We start from the raw sequence: 14,293 nt of genomic DNA, 5'->3' as shown, positions 1-14,293 counted from the left end.
CGCAAGGGTAGGGAGGTGGCTCCGCAGCGGTGGGAGGTGGCCCCGCGACGTGGGGAGATGACCCCGCAAGGTTGGGAGGTGGCCCCGCAACCATGGGACATGACCCCGCAACGTGGGGACGTGACCCCGCAACCTTGGGAGGGCGGGGAGAAGTCCGCTCGACGCTCAGGCGGCGATGGCGGCGAGGAGCTGTTCCTCCGCGCGGTCGAGGTAGGCGGTCATGGCGCTGGCGGCCTCGGCGTTCTTCCCGGCCTCGAGGAGGCTCAGGATCTTCGCGTTCTCTTCGATGTAGGGTGCGTGGAAACGCGTGTCGTCCGCCATCGTGGCGAAGACCAGGCGCATCTCCGCGAGGACCTGCCCCATGAGGGTGTCGAGACGTTCGCTGCCCACGCGGGCTACGAGCTTGCGGTGGAATTCCTGATTGGCGTTGGCCATCCTGGGCACATCGCCGGCGACGGCGGCCTCGCGGGCCGCGCGCACGATGTCCTTGAGGGGGTCCGCGGGCGCCGCGGGACCCCACAGGAGGGCCGCCGGCTCCACGAGGCGCCGCACGCGGTAGATCTCCCGGATGTCCTCGGAGGTCGGGTGCGAGACGAACACCCCGCGGTTGGGGATCCGCGTCACGACGCGCTCGGCGTGCAGGGTCGCGAACGCCTCGCGGAGCGTGTTCCGGGACACCCCGAGGGCCTCGCGCAGTGCCTCCTCGGCAAGCTTGGCGCCCGGCGCGAGGAGGCCGTCTGCGATCGCCTGCCGCAGCCGCTCTGCGACCCACGTGCCCGTTTCGGCGTGCTTCGTGTTCTCGGCTGCGGTGCGCAGGCTGTCCAGAACCCCCTCGGTTGTCATGGATCTACCCTATCGACGCGAAGCTTCGGCTCGGCCCAACCACCGGTTCCCCCCGCTCAACCGGCGTGGATCGTCGTCAGGACGGTGCCGGGCACGACGGCGTCGCCCGCCGCCGCGGCAGGCTCACCGACCGTCCCGGGCCGATGCGCAGCCACCGTGGTCTCCATCTTCATGGCCTCGAGCACCACGATGCCCTCGCCCGCGGCCACCGCAGTGCCGGGAGCCACGAGCCACTTGACCACGGTCCCGCCCATCTCTGCGGTGAGCTCTGCGCCGGTGACGTCCTCGCCCGAGGAGGCGGCGCCGTCGTGCGCGGCGTCCGAGGCTGCGGAGCCGGAAGTGGCCGAGGCGAGGCCCGCGAGCAGCGATGCCGGCAGGCCGAGCGTGATCCGCTTGCCGTCGAGATCGATCGCGAACGTGCGCCGGCCCGCGTCCTGAGTGCGGGGTGCCGTGAATTCGGGGCTGGCCGCGAGCTCGTCCATGAACTCGGATTCGATCCACGTCGTGTACACGCTGAATTCATCGGCATCGCCATCGGCGCTGAACGCCGGGGAGTCGACGACCGCCCGGTGGAACGGCAGGACCGTCGCGAGGCCGCGGATCTCGAACTCGGCCAGCGCGCGACGAGCCCGGCGCAGGGCCTGCCGGCGGTCGGCGCCCGTGACCACGAGCTTGGCCAGGAGCGAGTCGAACTGCCCCGGAATGGTCGATCCGTCGCGGACGCCGGAATCGACGCGGATCCCAGGGCCTGTCGGGGCCTCGAACCGCTCCACGGTGCCGGGAGCGGGCAGGAAGCCGCGGCCCGGGTCCTCGGCATTGATGCGGAACTCGATTGAGTGGCCGCGGGGCTCCGGGTCCGTCAGGATGGGAAGCACGCCGCCGGCGGCGATCCGGAGCTGGGCAGCCACGAGGTCGATCCCCGAGGTCTCTTCCGTGATCGGGTGCTCCACCTGGAGGCGCGTGTTGACCTCGAGGAAGCTGATGGTGCCGTGCGCATCGAGGAGGTACTCGACCGTGCCGGCGCCCACGTACCCCGCCTCGCGGCAGATCGCCTTGGCGGATTCGTGGATGCGCGCCCGCTGCTCCGTGCTCAGGAACGGCGCGGGGGCCTCCTCGACGAGCTTCTGGTGCCGCCGTTGGAGGGAGCAGTCGCGGGTGCCGACGACGATCACGTTGCCGTGCGTGTCCGCGAGGATCTGGGCCTCGACGTGCCGCGGGCGGTCGAGGAACTTCTCCACGAAGCACTCCTCGCGTCCGAACGCGGCGCGGGACTCTCGCACGGCGGAGTCGAAGGACTCGTCGATCTCCTCCATGGTCCTGGCGACCTTGAGGCCGCGGCCGCCGCCGCCGAAGGCCGCCTTGATCGCCACCGGGAGGCCATGCTCCGCAACGAACTGGCGGACTTCTGCCGCATTGGCCACGGGCCCGTCGCTGCCCGGAGCGAGCGGCGCGCCCGCCCGCACGGCGACCTCGCGTGCACTCACCTTGTCCCCGAGGAGACGGATGGTCTGGGGCGACGGGCCGATCCAGGCGAGTCCGGCGTCGAGCACGGCCTGGGCGAACCGGGCGTTCTCCGACAGGAAGCCGTAGCCGGGGTGGACCGCGTCGGCGCCGGACCGCTCGGCGACCGAGAGGATCTTGGCCATGTCGAGGTACGTCTCCGCCGGCGAGGTCCCGCCCAGGGCGTACGCCTCGGTGCACGCGGTGACGTGGACGGCGTCGGCGTCCTGATCCGCGTAGACGCCGACGCTCTCGAGGCCGGCGTCGTCGCAGGCTCGGGCGATGCGGACGGCGATCTCGCCGCGGTTGGCGATGAGGACTTTACGCATGAGAGGTTCCTTCGGAGCTGGTCAGGGGGACAAAGCGCACCGTGGCGCCGGGAGGGAGTTGGGCGGCGAGGTCGAGGTCGGCGCTGGCGACGACGCCGATCACCGGGTATCCCCCGGTCACCGGCGCGTCGGCGAGGAACAGCACCGGCAGGCCGTTCGCGGGGACCTGCACCGAGCCGCGTGCTGTGCCCTCGCTCGTGAGCTCGCCCTCGCGGGCCCGCTCGAGGGGAGCGCCGTCGAGCCGGAGCCCGACGCGGTTCGACTGCGGCGTGACGGTCCATTCCTGCCCGAAGAACGCGCGGGCCGAGGCATCCGTGAACCAGTCCTCGCGGGGCCCGGGGAGCACACGCAGCACGGTGGCGCCGCCCACGGCCCCGCCCGGAAGCGGACGGGGGACCTCGGGGAGGCCGACGACGTGCGCGCCGAGCATCGGCCGGATGCGGAGCGTCTGGCCCTCCGCGAGCGGGGCAGGGCCGATCCCGGAGAGGGAGTCGGTGCTCGCACTGCCGAGGACCAGGGGCGCGTCGATGCCGCCGCGTACCGCGACGTACGCTCGCAGCCCCTCGGTGGCGATGCCGAGGGTCAGCGTCTCGCCAGCGAGGAGCGCGAACGGCGTGTCCAGCGGCGCCTCCCTCACAGTTGAGGGGTCTTTGGCGCGCGCTTGAGGGGTCTCTGGTCCGTCCGCCCCCGCGGGTGCTCCGGGCTCGACGACCGCGGCGGGGGCCGCCGTGATGCGCAGCGGAACCCGGGCGCCCGTGACCGCGAGGACCTGGTCCGACGCGGCGCGCAGCTCGAGTCCCCCGAGGAGGACCTCGAGTGCGGCGTCGCCGGGCGCGTTGCCCGCGATCCGGTTGGCCTGCCGCAGCGCGCCACGGTCGAGCGCCCCCGCCGGGCTCACGCCGAGCGAGGCGCGGCCCGGCCGCCCGAGGTCCTGGATTGTGGTCTGCATGCCGGGGCGCACGACGACGAGCCCAGCCTCTGCTGGCCGGCTCCCCTCCGCGGGCCCTCGCTCGTCAGAAGTGCTGGGCCCTGCGGGCTGCGAGGGGCCCGCACCCTGCCCCAGCCCGCCGTCCGCGGCGGTGGCCGCGAGCGAGGTGCTCTCCCGGACCGGGACGAACTGGACCCGGTCGCCGGGCTGGACGAGGGCGGGGTCCTCGCGCGAGAGGTCCCACATGACCGCGTCGGTGTGACCGATGAGCTGCCAGCCGCCGGGCGACTCCCCCGGGTACACGGCGGAATAGGCGCCGGCGAGCGCTACCGAGCCTGCCGGTACCACGGTGCGCGGCGAGGTGCGCCGCGGGACCGAGGGCGCGGCGTCGTGCGTCAGGTAGGTGAACCCGGGCGCGAAGCCGCCGAACGCCGCGTCCCACACCGTGCCGCTGTGCGAGGCGACGAGCGCTTCGGGGGAGAGGCCTGCGAGCTGGGCGAGCTCGTCGAGGTCGGCCCCGTCGTAGACGGTCGTGATGCGCACGAGACGTCCCGGGGTGTGCGCAGCGTCCTCGAGGTGCAGGGAACGGACGTAGGCGGCGGCGCGGGCGACGGCGCTCGCGGACTCCGCCACGATCAGCACCGTGGTCGCGGCGGCCACCACGTCGACGACGTCGACGTCACCGGCGTGCTCGGCCGCCGCGAGGTGCGATGTGAGGGCGAGGACGCCGCCCAGGGTCCGCAGCTCGACGAGCACCGCGCGGTCGCCCGCGGCGCGCAGGCTGATGATCGGGTCCGCGCGCGACTCGGTCCCGGGGTGCCCGGGGGCGCCTCCGAGGGCCGTCACGCGAAGCTCGCGATGTCGAATCCGGCGTCCGTGATCGAGGCCCGGATGCGGGCCGCCATGGCGACGGCGCCCGGGGTGTCGCCGTGCACGCAGATGCTGTCTGCCGTGACGGCCACGTGAGTGCCGTCGATGGCGCGGACCTTGCCGTCGAGGAGGCGCAGGACGTGCTCGACGATCTCATCGAGGTCATGCAGCACCGAGCCCGGCTCGCGGCGGGACACGAGCGTGCCCTCAGGGGTGTACGCGCGGTCGGCGAAGGCCTCCACGACGGTGCGCAGGCCTGCGGCCTCTGCGGCCCGTTGGATCTCGGAGTTGGGCAGGACCAGTAGCGGCAGATGGGGAGCGACCTCGGCGACCGCCTTCGCGACGGCCTTGGCCTGGGCCTCGTGGTGGACGATCGCGTTGTAGAGCCCGCCGTGGGGCTTGACGTAGCGGACCTCGGTGCCCGCCGCGCGGGCCAGGCCCTGGAGGGCGCCGATCTGGTAGATGACCTCGTCGGTCAGCTCGTCCGGCGCGACGTCGATGAAACGGCGCCCGAAGCCCGCGAGGTCACGGTAGGCCGGGTGCGCCCCGACGACGACGCCGGCCGAGGCAGCGGCCTCGAGCGTTGCCCGGATACCGCGCGGATCACCAGCATGGAAGCCGCACGCGACGTTGGCGCTCGAGACGCTCTCGAAGATCGCCGCGTCGTCGCCGAAGGTCCAGTTGCCGTACGACTCGCCGACGTCGCTGTTGAGGTCGATGGTGGCCATGGTAGTGATCTCCGTCTCAGGGGTGTGTTGTATCCAGCATGCATCACTTCCCCAGATTGTTCAACAATTTCCGGATTCGACTTCACCTCCCGGGGGACCTCTCGAGGACCACGTCCTTGGGCTCCTTGTCCGGCCGCCACCCCCGCCACACCGGGTGGCGCAGCCGGCCCGCGGACGTCAGCTCGCCGTACCGCACCTCGGCGACGAGCTTCGGGGTGACCCAGTGGGCATCCCGGGTGTCCTCGCGCGGGATGTCCGCCAGTGGACTCGTCGCGCGCTCGAGGGGGCGCAGGCGTCCGGAGATCTCGGCGAGCATGCGGTCCGTGAAGCCCGAGCCGACCCGCCCCGCGTACCGCAGCACGCCGTCGTCGTCCGGGATGCCCACGAGGAGCGAGCCGAGTGTCCCCTCACGGCCGCCCTTGCCCTCCCGCCAGCCGGCGACCACCACTTCCTGGGTCTGGGTGTGCTTGATCTTGAGCCACGCGCCCGAGCGGCGGCCGGGCTCGTAGACGGAGCCGCTCCGCTTCGCGACCACGCCTTCGAGCCCATGCTCGGCGGATGCGTCGAGGACGTGGTCGATGCTGCCGTCGAAGACGGGGGAGAGCTGCACGTTGGCCGGCAGACCGCCCTCGGCGAGCAGCTCGAGCGCGGCGCGGCGCTCGCGGAACGGGAGACGTGTGAGGTCTCTGCCCTCGTACTCGAGGAGGTCGAACAGGATGATGCGGACCGGGACGCTGCGGCGGGCGCGTTCGACGTCGGCCGGCCCGACCAGGTTCATCCGCTGCTGGAGGAGCCCGAAGTCGGGGCGGCCCCTCGCGTCCTGGGCGACGATCTCGCCGTCCAGCACCGCGGGCCCCAGCTCCGCGAGCCCCGCGAGTTCGGGGTAGGTGGCCGTCTGGTCGATCCCGTTGCGGCTCAAGAGGCGCAACGGCGCCGCCCGGGCATCCACGATCGCACGGATGCCGTCCCACTTCATCTCGAACGCCCAGTCTCCGTCCCGGACCAGCCCCTCGGTGCCGGCCTGCGCGAGCATGGGCGACGGCGGTGGCCCCCCTCGCGCGCCCGGAGCCCCGATCGCGGGCGCAGCGGCCCCGGGCTCGGCGGGGTGGTCTGGCGCACCGTGGGCCCCGCGCCGCCAGTGGCCCTTGGCCTGGTCCTTCATGAGGTGCGCGAGCCAGTTCTCCTTGCCACCGGAAATGCTGCCCGATCCGGTATCGGTGCGGATGAGCGCGAGCCGCACGCCCTCACCCGCCCGGTCGATCCCCTCCGCCACCGACTCGAGGCCGCCGCCGGGCAGCCCGTGCAGGATGACGATGATCTCGTCCTCGCGCCACTTCTCAACCTCATACGTGCCCGTGTCCCATACCGACATCTCGCCCGCGCCGTACTCGCCGTGCGGGATCGTGCCCGAGAACGTGAGGTATTCGAGCGGATGGTCCTCGGTATGGACTGCGAGATGGTTCCGCCCGGTTGCGGTCGGGATGCCCTTCGGGATCGCGAACGACGACAGCACGCCCTCGTGCTCGAGCCGCAGGTCCCAGTGCAGCCGCCGCGCGTGGTGCTCGTGGATCACGAACGCGTCGCCGGCGCGTGGCGTAGCCGAGGATACAGCTTCGGGCGGCACGGGCTCCGGGGTCTTGGCCGCGTCGCGCTTGGCGCGGTATGCGGTCAGCCGGTCGCCGTCCCGTGTCGGGACTTGGGCGGACGACGGCGCGTGGCCCGTACCGTCGTCGTCCTCGCCGGACGAACGCGCGCCGTCACGGGGAGCGCCCGCGGAGGCGCGCGGGCGCGGGCGAGACGATCCGACGGCGTCGGGCGTGCCGGGGAGGGTGGGCGGGTTGAGAGGTGTGGGGTGGAGCGGCGCGAAGAGGTCCCCGAACGTCGAGAGCCGCCCCGCCATCTCGGTGTAGCGCACGTGTGCCAGATCGGGCGCGCCGATCTCCTCCCACGTGCGAGGCGCGGCGACCATCGGCTGGACGCGCCCGCGGAGGGAGTACGGCGCGATGGTGGTCTTCTGGCCGCTGTTCTGGCTCCAGTCGACGAGGACGCGGCCCTCGCGGAGGGTCTTCTTCTGGTCTGCGACCACGAGGTCGGGGTGATCGGCCTCGAGGGACTTGGCCAACTCGCGCGCCACGGCGGAGACCTGCTCCCACTCCTGGCTTCCGTCGAGCCGCGCGTAGAGGTGGATGCCCTTGGACCCACTCGTGACGGGCACGGATGCGAGGCCCAGGTCCTCGAAGATCGGCTTGACGAGGAGTGCGACCTCGACGCACTCCGGCAGCCCTGCGCCGGGGCCCGGATCGAGGTCTATCACCAGACGATCTGGGTTGATCATCGTGTCGGTCTCGACTGCACGCCACTGCGGCACGTGGATCTCGAGTGCCGCGATCTGGGCGAGCCAGATCAGCGTGGGCAGGTCGTTGACGAGGGGGTAGGTGTTGGTGGAATGGCGGTGGTGGAGCGTGACCCGCTGGACCCACTCGGGAGTGGACCTCGTGTCGAGGTTCTTCTGGAAGAAGACCTCGCCGGGCTCGTCTGCGGTGCCGACGCCGTGGACCCACCTCTTGCGCGTGGCCGGCCGGTCGCGGACGGCCGGAATCATCACGGGCGCCACCGTCCGGTAGTACTCGATGACATCGCCCTTCGTGGTCCCCGCAGCCGGGTACATGACCTTGTCCAGGTTGGACAGGCTGATCCTGCGGCCGTCGATCTGGACGGTCTCGCGCTGCGATGCCATGCGGTTACCCTGCCACGCAGGGCGGGAGGGTGGAAGTGCCGGAGGGTGGGAAGGGGCGCGGGGATGGTGGGAAGGGGACCGGCCCTGCGGAGGCAATAGACCTAGGTCTATTCCAGATCCTGGGGAGCGGACGTAGCGTCCAGTGCGGGGAGTAGCCGCGGTCTCAAAGCGTCGAAAGGCACGTCCATGTCGTTCACTGCCCTCGTCTCGTCCCTGAAGCGATCCCGCGTCCGCGCCGTCTCCGTTGGTGCGGCTGCCGTCCTGCTCGCCGCAGGGGGAGTCACGGTTGCCAATGCCGTGACCCCGGCCTCTGCCGGCGGTGTCTTCTATGCCTGCACCAACGGCGCCAACGTCCAGGCAGCCACCATTGAGCTCAACACGCAGCCCCACTGTTCGAACGCCCAAACGCTGACCCAGTGGAACGCCCAGGGCCCGGCCGGACCTGCGGGCCCCCAAGGCCCCCAGGGGATCCAAGGCCCGGCGGGTCCCGGCACGACGGCCTTCGGGACGAACACGAACACCGCTGCTGCGGGGCGCGCCATCGAGTGCTATATCGGCGAGGTGCTGCTGACGGCAGGCAGCGTGGCCCAAGGCACCCCGGCCAACGGCCAGCTCCTGGCCATCAACCAGAACGCCGCCCTGTTCTCGCTCCTGGGAACCACTTACGGCGGCGACGGCCGCGCGACCTTCGCGCTCCCGGACCTCCGGAGTGCGGCTCCGAACAACATGACCTACTCGATCTGCACCGAAGGCATCTACCCGTCCCGCAACTGACGCTCACCGGGTCACAGCGCACGACGCCGCCCTACCGGCTCCCGCTCGAGGACCGACTCCCGCTGGAGGCGAGCGGGCGGCGTCGTGCTTCTGCGCGTCTCTTCGGCGTGCAGGCGAGGGGCCGGGGCTACTTCGAGAAGCCGTCCTTGATGTCCTTGACGGCGTCCTTGAGCTTTTCGCCAGCCTGCTTGAGGCCAGCCGAGGCCTGATCGGCCTGGCCCTCGGCCTCGAGGTCCGGGTTGTCGGTAGCCCGGCCGGTGGTCTCCTTGGCCTTGCCTCCGAGCTCCTCTGCCTTGTTGCTGATCTTGTCGCCGAGTCCCATGCTGCTCTCCTCCCGGCGGACGTTCCCGCCTCGAGTGGTCAGATCGCGCCCGGGCGATCGCCCGGACCGGGCGCGCTGGGTGCGCCGGTTCCTATCCTGCCCAGAGCGGCTGGGTGGGGCAACCCTCACGAGGACGCGGCGCCGCGCGTCCAGCGGACCGCGAACGGCGCGAGGGCTCGGGCCCGACGCCGACGTCCGGCGAATGACCGGAAGATGGCATCCCGGGCCGTTGTCGAGCCCGCGGTCGGGGCCTAGTGTTGGCCGTGGCCTGTCCCGGCGCGACCGGGCATGGCAGGGACTGTGATCTTGGTCGGCGGGATGTCGACGCCGACGCGACGCGGTGCGGGGCGCTGAGGGAAGCGCTCGGCAGCGTGTGCGCACCACCGTCCGTCCGTGCTCGGCGCGGTCGGCGATCCTTTGGCGTCCGTGCCCGACGGCGCGGACCGTACGCCCCGTTCGAGGAGCTTCCTGTTATGCCCATTCATTCGTCCCTGCGGCGTCTTGGGGCTCTGGCTGCGGCCTCTGCCCTAGTGTTCTCGGCTGCCACCGTCGTCAGCGCCGCACCCCCGGCGCCGCCCTCCTCCAGTGACGCCCTGGTGACCTCGGGCAGTCCCTCGACCACGTTCCCGCGCAACAAGCAGAATGAGCCATCCATCGCCCGTGACCCCATCTCCGGAACTCTCATCGCGGGAGCCAACGAAGAGGTCGACCTCGCGCCATGCAGGCAGACCTCGAGTGGGGCCGGGTCCTGCCCGTTCACGCCGGGGGTGGGCCTCAGCGGCGTCTACATCTCGACCGACAACGGCACCACCTGGAAGCAGCCCACGTACACCGGATACTCGGCACGCACCGGCACGGGCGTACAGGGCGGGCCGATCGGCACCCTCCCCAACTACGCCGAGGCCGGCCTCGTTTCCAACGGCGACCCGAATCTGGCCGTCGGCCCGGCCCCTGACGCCCAGGGCCACTTCTCGTGGAGCAACGGCAGCCGCTACTACTACTCGAACCTCGTGGGCAATTTCCCGGGTGCGAACACGCTCGTGACGCCGAACTACGCGGTGGCCGTATCGCACACCGACGACATCGCCAGCGCCCTGGCCGGCAAGAACTCGGCGTGGAGCAGCCCCGCCATCGCGAGCGGCCGCCTCAACCCCGTCGTGTTCAACGACAAGAACAACATGTGGGCCGACAACGCGGCCTCGAGCCACTACTTCGGGCGCGTCTACGCATCGTGGTCCTCGTTCCGCGCGGCCAACAACACGCACTCGCCCTCTGAGCCAGAGCCCATCATGGCGGCCTACTCAGACGACGGCGGCGTCACCTGGTCGAACCCCGTCCAGGTGAGCTCCGCACACGACAACGCCCACAACGGAGGTCGACAGGGCTCCATGATCCGCACCGACTCGAAGGGCAACGTCTACCTGTTCTTCGAGGGCACCGTGGGAACCCAGAGCGTGCAGATGATGGCCGTGTCGACGAACGGTGGCAAGCAGTTCGGCACACCCCGGCCAGTCGCAGACGTGACCGACGTCGGCGTGTTCGACGCGTTCGCGGGCCGCTTCACGTTCGACGGCTTCGCCGGTGCCCGGACGGACAGCTTCCCGAGCGTGGACATCGCCAACGGCGCCCCGACGGGTCAAGGCGCCACTGACCGGATCCTCCTCGGCTGGAGCGATGCGCGCCACGGCGTCGGGGCGGAGGAATCGCTGCTGCAGACGTCCACGGACGGCGGCGCGACGTGGTCGAACCCGAGGGCCGTCCAGGCCCCGGGCGACCGTCCCAACTTCACCGCTGTGGCCATCAGCCCGGATGGCCAATCCGCGTATGCGGTGTACGACGCCTTCCATGCCGTCTACACAGACCTCAGCGCACGCCGCCCCATGGAGGGCGTCGTGATCGCACTCGACGGCGACCTCAGCGGCGCGGTGTCGGTGCTTCATCGCGGCGTGTCTGGCGACGCGCGGGGGTCCAGCTCCAACAGCCTCGTCAGCGAGTTCCTCGGCGACTACAACGCGGCCGTGGCGAGCAACGCGTCGGTCTATCCGGCCTGGAACGACGTGCGGAATGCCGACAGCTGCGCCGCTGTGAACGACTACCGCACCGCGCTGCGTACACCGTCCGGAACGGCGGCGAACCAGTCGGTGGGCACTGACTGGGGCGAGGACAGCCAACCGTCGGCCGTCGCCGACACGACCCCCGCCAGGCCATTCCCGCCCGCAGCCTGCGGCGCGGCATCGCGGTTCGGCAACTCCGACATCTTCTCGGGGGTCTTCACCCGCTGACACACACTGATCGCGGTGGGGGGGGGGGGGGGGGGGGGGCGCCCCCCCCCCCCCCCCCCCCCCCCCCCCTGTGTGCCGCCCGCGCGGCCGCGGGTACCCGCTAGGAGGCCCTGAGCTCGTTGGCGATCGTCTGCGCCCAGGCCTCGATGTCGGCCCAGTCGCGGAAGTCGCCGGACGGCAGAGCGTGCAGCGGATCCCCGGGCAGGTGGCTCATCATCTTCTCCATGGCGCCCACGGGAGCGGACGACGGGTCCCACGCCCCGAAGAACACGCGCTCGTCCCTCACATGCAGCAGGTCGGCGAACTTCTCGAACTCCTTGGGCTCGGACGATTCGAGGATGTCACGGCCCTCCTTGTCGACGGTCTCCTCGCCGACCGGCCCGCTGCTGAAGAGCCACACCGGGCGCTCGGCAAGCTCGGACTGGTGCCGTTTGGCGAAGGCCGTCGCCTCGCGCATCCAGTGATACATGTAGGCGGCGCTGCCGAGGACGACGGCGTCGTAGGGCGTGACGTCGTCGACCTCCTCGACGGGCTTGACGGTCGTTGAGAGCCCCGCGGCATTGAGCGTCGAGCCGATCCGCTCGGCGATGCCCGCGGTAGCCCCGTGCTTGCTGGCGTAGGCGACGAGGATGTTCATGGCTGGTCCTTCGAAGGTGTGCGGATGGGCGGGCCTGGAATGTCGGCTCGCCTCCACGGTGGTCCCGGATCGGCGCGCCCGACAGGGCCGAAGGACACCGGGCGCCGCGCCGAGTCCTCCCCGCGGACCTATCCAAGCCCGCGTTTGTGCGGTTCACTTAGGCACATGCGTTCTATCTGGAAGGGCGCCATCAGCTTCGGCCTGGTCAGCGTGCCCGTCAAGGTCTACAGCGCCACCGAGGACCACGACCTCAAGCTCCACCAGGTCCACGATCGGGACAAGGGGCGCATCCGCTACCAGCGCCGCTGCGAGGTGTGCGGCGAGGTCGTCGAGTACGCGGACATCGACAAGGCCTATGAGGAGGGCGGGCAGACCGTGGTCCTCACGGACGAGGATCTCAAGTCCCTGCCGGTCGAGCGCAGCCGCGAGATCGAGGTTGTCGAGTTCGTCCCGGACGCGCAGATCGACCCCATGTTCTTTGAGAAGAGCTACTACCTCGAGCCGGAGAAGATCGGCGTCAAGCCCTACCAACTGCTCCGGCGCACCCTCGAGGAGACGGAGCTGACCGCCGTGGTGAAGTTCGCCCTGCGGCAGAAATCACGGCTCGGCGCGCTGCGGGTTCGCGGTGACGTCATGGTCCTGCAGGCGCTGCTCTGGCCCGATGAGGTGCGCGAGGCGGCCTTCCCCGTCCTGGAGGACACCGAGGTCAGGATCTCCGACAAGGAGCTCAAGATGTCATCCTCGCTCGTGGAGAGCCTCTCCTCCGAGTTCGAGCCCGAGCAGTTCGCCGACGAGTACCAGGAGCAGCTGCGCCAGCTTGTCGAGGCCAAGCTCGCCAAGGGCGACGCCGTGGACACCGAGGAGACCTTCGGCGCTCCGGCCGAGGAGGGCGAGGGCGCCGAGGTCCTCGATCTCATGGAGGCGCTGCGGCGCTCGGTCGAAAACCGGCGCAAGGCCGCCAAGGGGGCGGAGGAGCCCGCCGCGGTCTCGAGGGCGTCCGCGGCTGGGCGCGGGCGGGCTGGGAAGCTGGAGGCGGCCGACGCCGAGGGGTCACCGTCCGAGGAGAAGGCGCCACCCAAGCGGCGCACCCGCAAAACCGGCTGAGCCTCCGGGGCGCCCGGGCGGCGCCGCGCGTTCGCCGTCTGTTCACCGCGGCGTCATGATGGTTCCACAGGCAGGACGCCTCCTGGGCTGACGATGGGAAATGAAAGCGCGTTCATTGGTGCAAATGAAAGCGCGATCATTTCCCTCTGACCAAGGAGTACTCCATGAAGCGCCGATCTCTGTTCGCCGGAACCGCCCTTGCGGTGGCCGGTGCCCTGCTCACCGCCTGCACGCCGCCCGGCCAGACCGCATCCTCCGTGGGCGGCAGCGATCAGGCCTCCCTCGTCGTCTACAGCAACTCGGTCTCGGACGGGCGCGGCGACTGGCTCACCAAGGAGGCCTCGGCCGCGGGCTTCAAGCTCCAGCTCGTGGACCTCGGTGGCGGGGACGTCATGAACCGACTGAGCGCGGAGAAGAACAACCCCGTCGCGGACGTAGCCTTCGGTCTCAACAATGTCTACTTCGAGAAGCTCAAGGGGCAGAACGTCCTCGAGTCCTACACCCCCGCCTGGGCGAGCGACGTGGACCCGGCCCTCGGCGACAAGGCGGGCAAGACGTTCTGGCCGATCGTCCGGGAACCCATCATGCTCGTCTACAACAAGGCCGCCTACGCCAGCCCGTCGGCCGCCCCGCAGGACTGGACCGACCTCTGGACCAAGCCCGCCTTCAAGGGCCGCTACGAGGTGCCGACGTCGCTCGGCGGCGCCACGACCCAGATGGTCCTGGCCGGAATCCTCGCCCGCTACGCCGACCCGAACGGTACCCTCGGAGTCAGCCAGCAGGGCTGGGACGCAGTCAAGGCGTACTTCGCCACGGGCTCCCGCGCGGTCAAGGGCACCGACCTCTACGCCCGCATGAAGGACGGCACGGTAGACGCCGGCCAGATGTGGCTCGCGGGCAAGGCCAGCCGCGAGAAGCAGTACGGCATCGCGACGGAGGCCGTGAAGCCCGCCGTCGGGGTGCCCTACGCGGTTCAGCAGGTCGCGCTCGTCAAGGGCAGCAAGAACGCCGAGGCGGCCAAGAAGTTCATCGACTGGTTCGGCTCGGCCGAGGTCCAGTCGAAGTGGTCCAACCAGTTCTTCACGGCCCCGACGAACACCAAGGCCGCCGCGACGGCCAATAAGGACGCTATGGCCCAGACGGAGGCCTTCACGCGCCAGGACATCGACTGGCAGCTCGTGGCGAAGAACATCGACAAGTGGGTCGAGAAGATCGAGCTTGAGGACCTCAAGGGCTGAT

General features: G+C 70.8%; 11 protein-coding genes. 4 read left to right on the top strand and 7 right to left on the bottom strand.

Annotated features, from left to right (window positions below; all coding sequences use genetic code 11):
• Nucleotides 1-165: 165 nt before the first annotated feature.
• The 5 genes from RBS60_RS15640 to RBS60_RS15620 form a co-directional block, all read right to left on the bottom strand.
• Nucleotides 166-843, bottom strand: a complete 678-nt coding sequence (locus RBS60_RS15640; protein WP_307958509.1) for a GntR family transcriptional regulator — start codon at nucleotides 841-843, stop codon at nucleotides 166-168.
• A gap of 56 nt (nucleotides 844-899) precedes the next feature.
• Nucleotides 900-2,672, bottom strand: a complete 1,773-nt coding sequence (locus RBS60_RS15635; RefSeq protein ID WP_307958508.1) for a biotin carboxylase N-terminal domain-containing protein — start codon at nucleotides 2,670-2,672, stop codon at nucleotides 900-902.
• A complete protein-coding gene (locus tag RBS60_RS15630; protein ID WP_307958507.1) occupies nucleotides 2,665-4,446 on the bottom strand; it encodes a carboxyltransferase domain-containing protein in 1,782 nt (593 codons plus the stop codon). The genes RBS60_RS15635 and RBS60_RS15630 overlap by 8 nt, the downstream gene beginning before the upstream one ends.
• Nucleotides 4,443-5,198, bottom strand: a complete 756-nt coding sequence (locus RBS60_RS15625) for a 5-oxoprolinase subunit PxpA (RefSeq protein ID WP_307958506.1) — start codon at nucleotides 5,196-5,198, stop codon at nucleotides 4,443-4,445. The genes RBS60_RS15630 and RBS60_RS15625 overlap by 4 nt, the downstream gene beginning before the upstream one ends.
• An 82-nt stretch (nucleotides 5,199-5,280) precedes the next feature.
• Nucleotides 5,281-7,935, bottom strand: a complete 2,655-nt coding sequence (locus RBS60_RS15620; protein ID WP_307958505.1) for an ATP-dependent DNA ligase — start codon at nucleotides 7,933-7,935, stop codon at nucleotides 5,281-5,283.
• Nucleotides 7,936-8,121: 186 nt separating this feature from the next.
• On the opposite strand from RBS60_RS15620, the gene RBS60_RS15615 reads away from it, so the two are divergent.
• Nucleotides 8,122-8,709 carry a tail fiber protein gene (locus RBS60_RS15615; protein ID WP_307958504.1) on the top strand — a complete coding sequence of 196 codons (588 nt, stop codon included), beginning with the start codon at nucleotides 8,122-8,124 and terminating at the stop codon, nucleotides 8,707-8,709.
• 127 nt (nucleotides 8,710-8,836) lie between these two features.
• Here RBS60_RS15615 and RBS60_RS15610 read toward each other — a convergent pair whose 3' ends face one another.
• The gene (locus RBS60_RS15610) at nucleotides 8,837-9,031 is read right to left on the bottom strand and encodes a CsbD family protein (protein ID WP_307958503.1); all 195 of its coding nucleotides are present in this window, start codon (nucleotides 9,029-9,031) and stop codon (nucleotides 8,837-8,839) included.
• A gap of 473 nt (nucleotides 9,032-9,504) precedes the next feature.
• Between RBS60_RS15610 and RBS60_RS15605 the strand changes: the two genes are divergently transcribed.
• Nucleotides 9,505-11,313: a hypothetical protein gene (locus RBS60_RS15605; RefSeq protein WP_307958502.1), complete on the top strand. Its 1,809-nt coding sequence runs from the start codon at nucleotides 9,505-9,507 to the stop codon at nucleotides 11,311-11,313.
• 100 nt (nucleotides 11,314-11,413) lie between these two features.
• Here the strand turns inward: RBS60_RS15605 and RBS60_RS15600 are convergent, their stop codons facing one another.
• The gene (locus RBS60_RS15600; protein WP_307958501.1) at nucleotides 11,414-11,950 is read right to left on the bottom strand and encodes a flavodoxin domain-containing protein; all 537 of its coding nucleotides are present in this window, start codon (nucleotides 11,948-11,950) and stop codon (nucleotides 11,414-11,416) included.
• Between the two features lie 165 nt (nucleotides 11,951-12,115).
• On the opposite strand from RBS60_RS15600, the gene RBS60_RS15595 reads away from it, so the two are divergent.
• Complete coding sequence (locus RBS60_RS15595) at nucleotides 12,116-13,054, top strand: Ku protein (protein WP_307958500.1); 939 nt, start codon at nucleotides 12,116-12,118, stop codon at nucleotides 13,052-13,054.
• Between the two features lie 164 nt (nucleotides 13,055-13,218).
• Complete coding sequence (locus RBS60_RS15590; RefSeq protein WP_307958499.1) at nucleotides 13,219-14,292, top strand: extracellular solute-binding protein; 1,074 nt, start codon at nucleotides 13,219-13,221, stop codon at nucleotides 14,290-14,292.
• The last annotated feature ends 1 nt before the right edge of the window (nucleotide 14,293 follow it).

Source organism: Sinomonas sp. ASV486 (assembly GCF_030908215.1).
GTDB lineage: Bacteria > Actinomycetota > Actinomycetes > Actinomycetales > Micrococcaceae > Sinomonas > Sinomonas puerhi.
The sequence above is the reverse complement of the archived record's forward strand: the minus strand, read 5'-3'. Positions and strand labels throughout refer to the sequence as shown.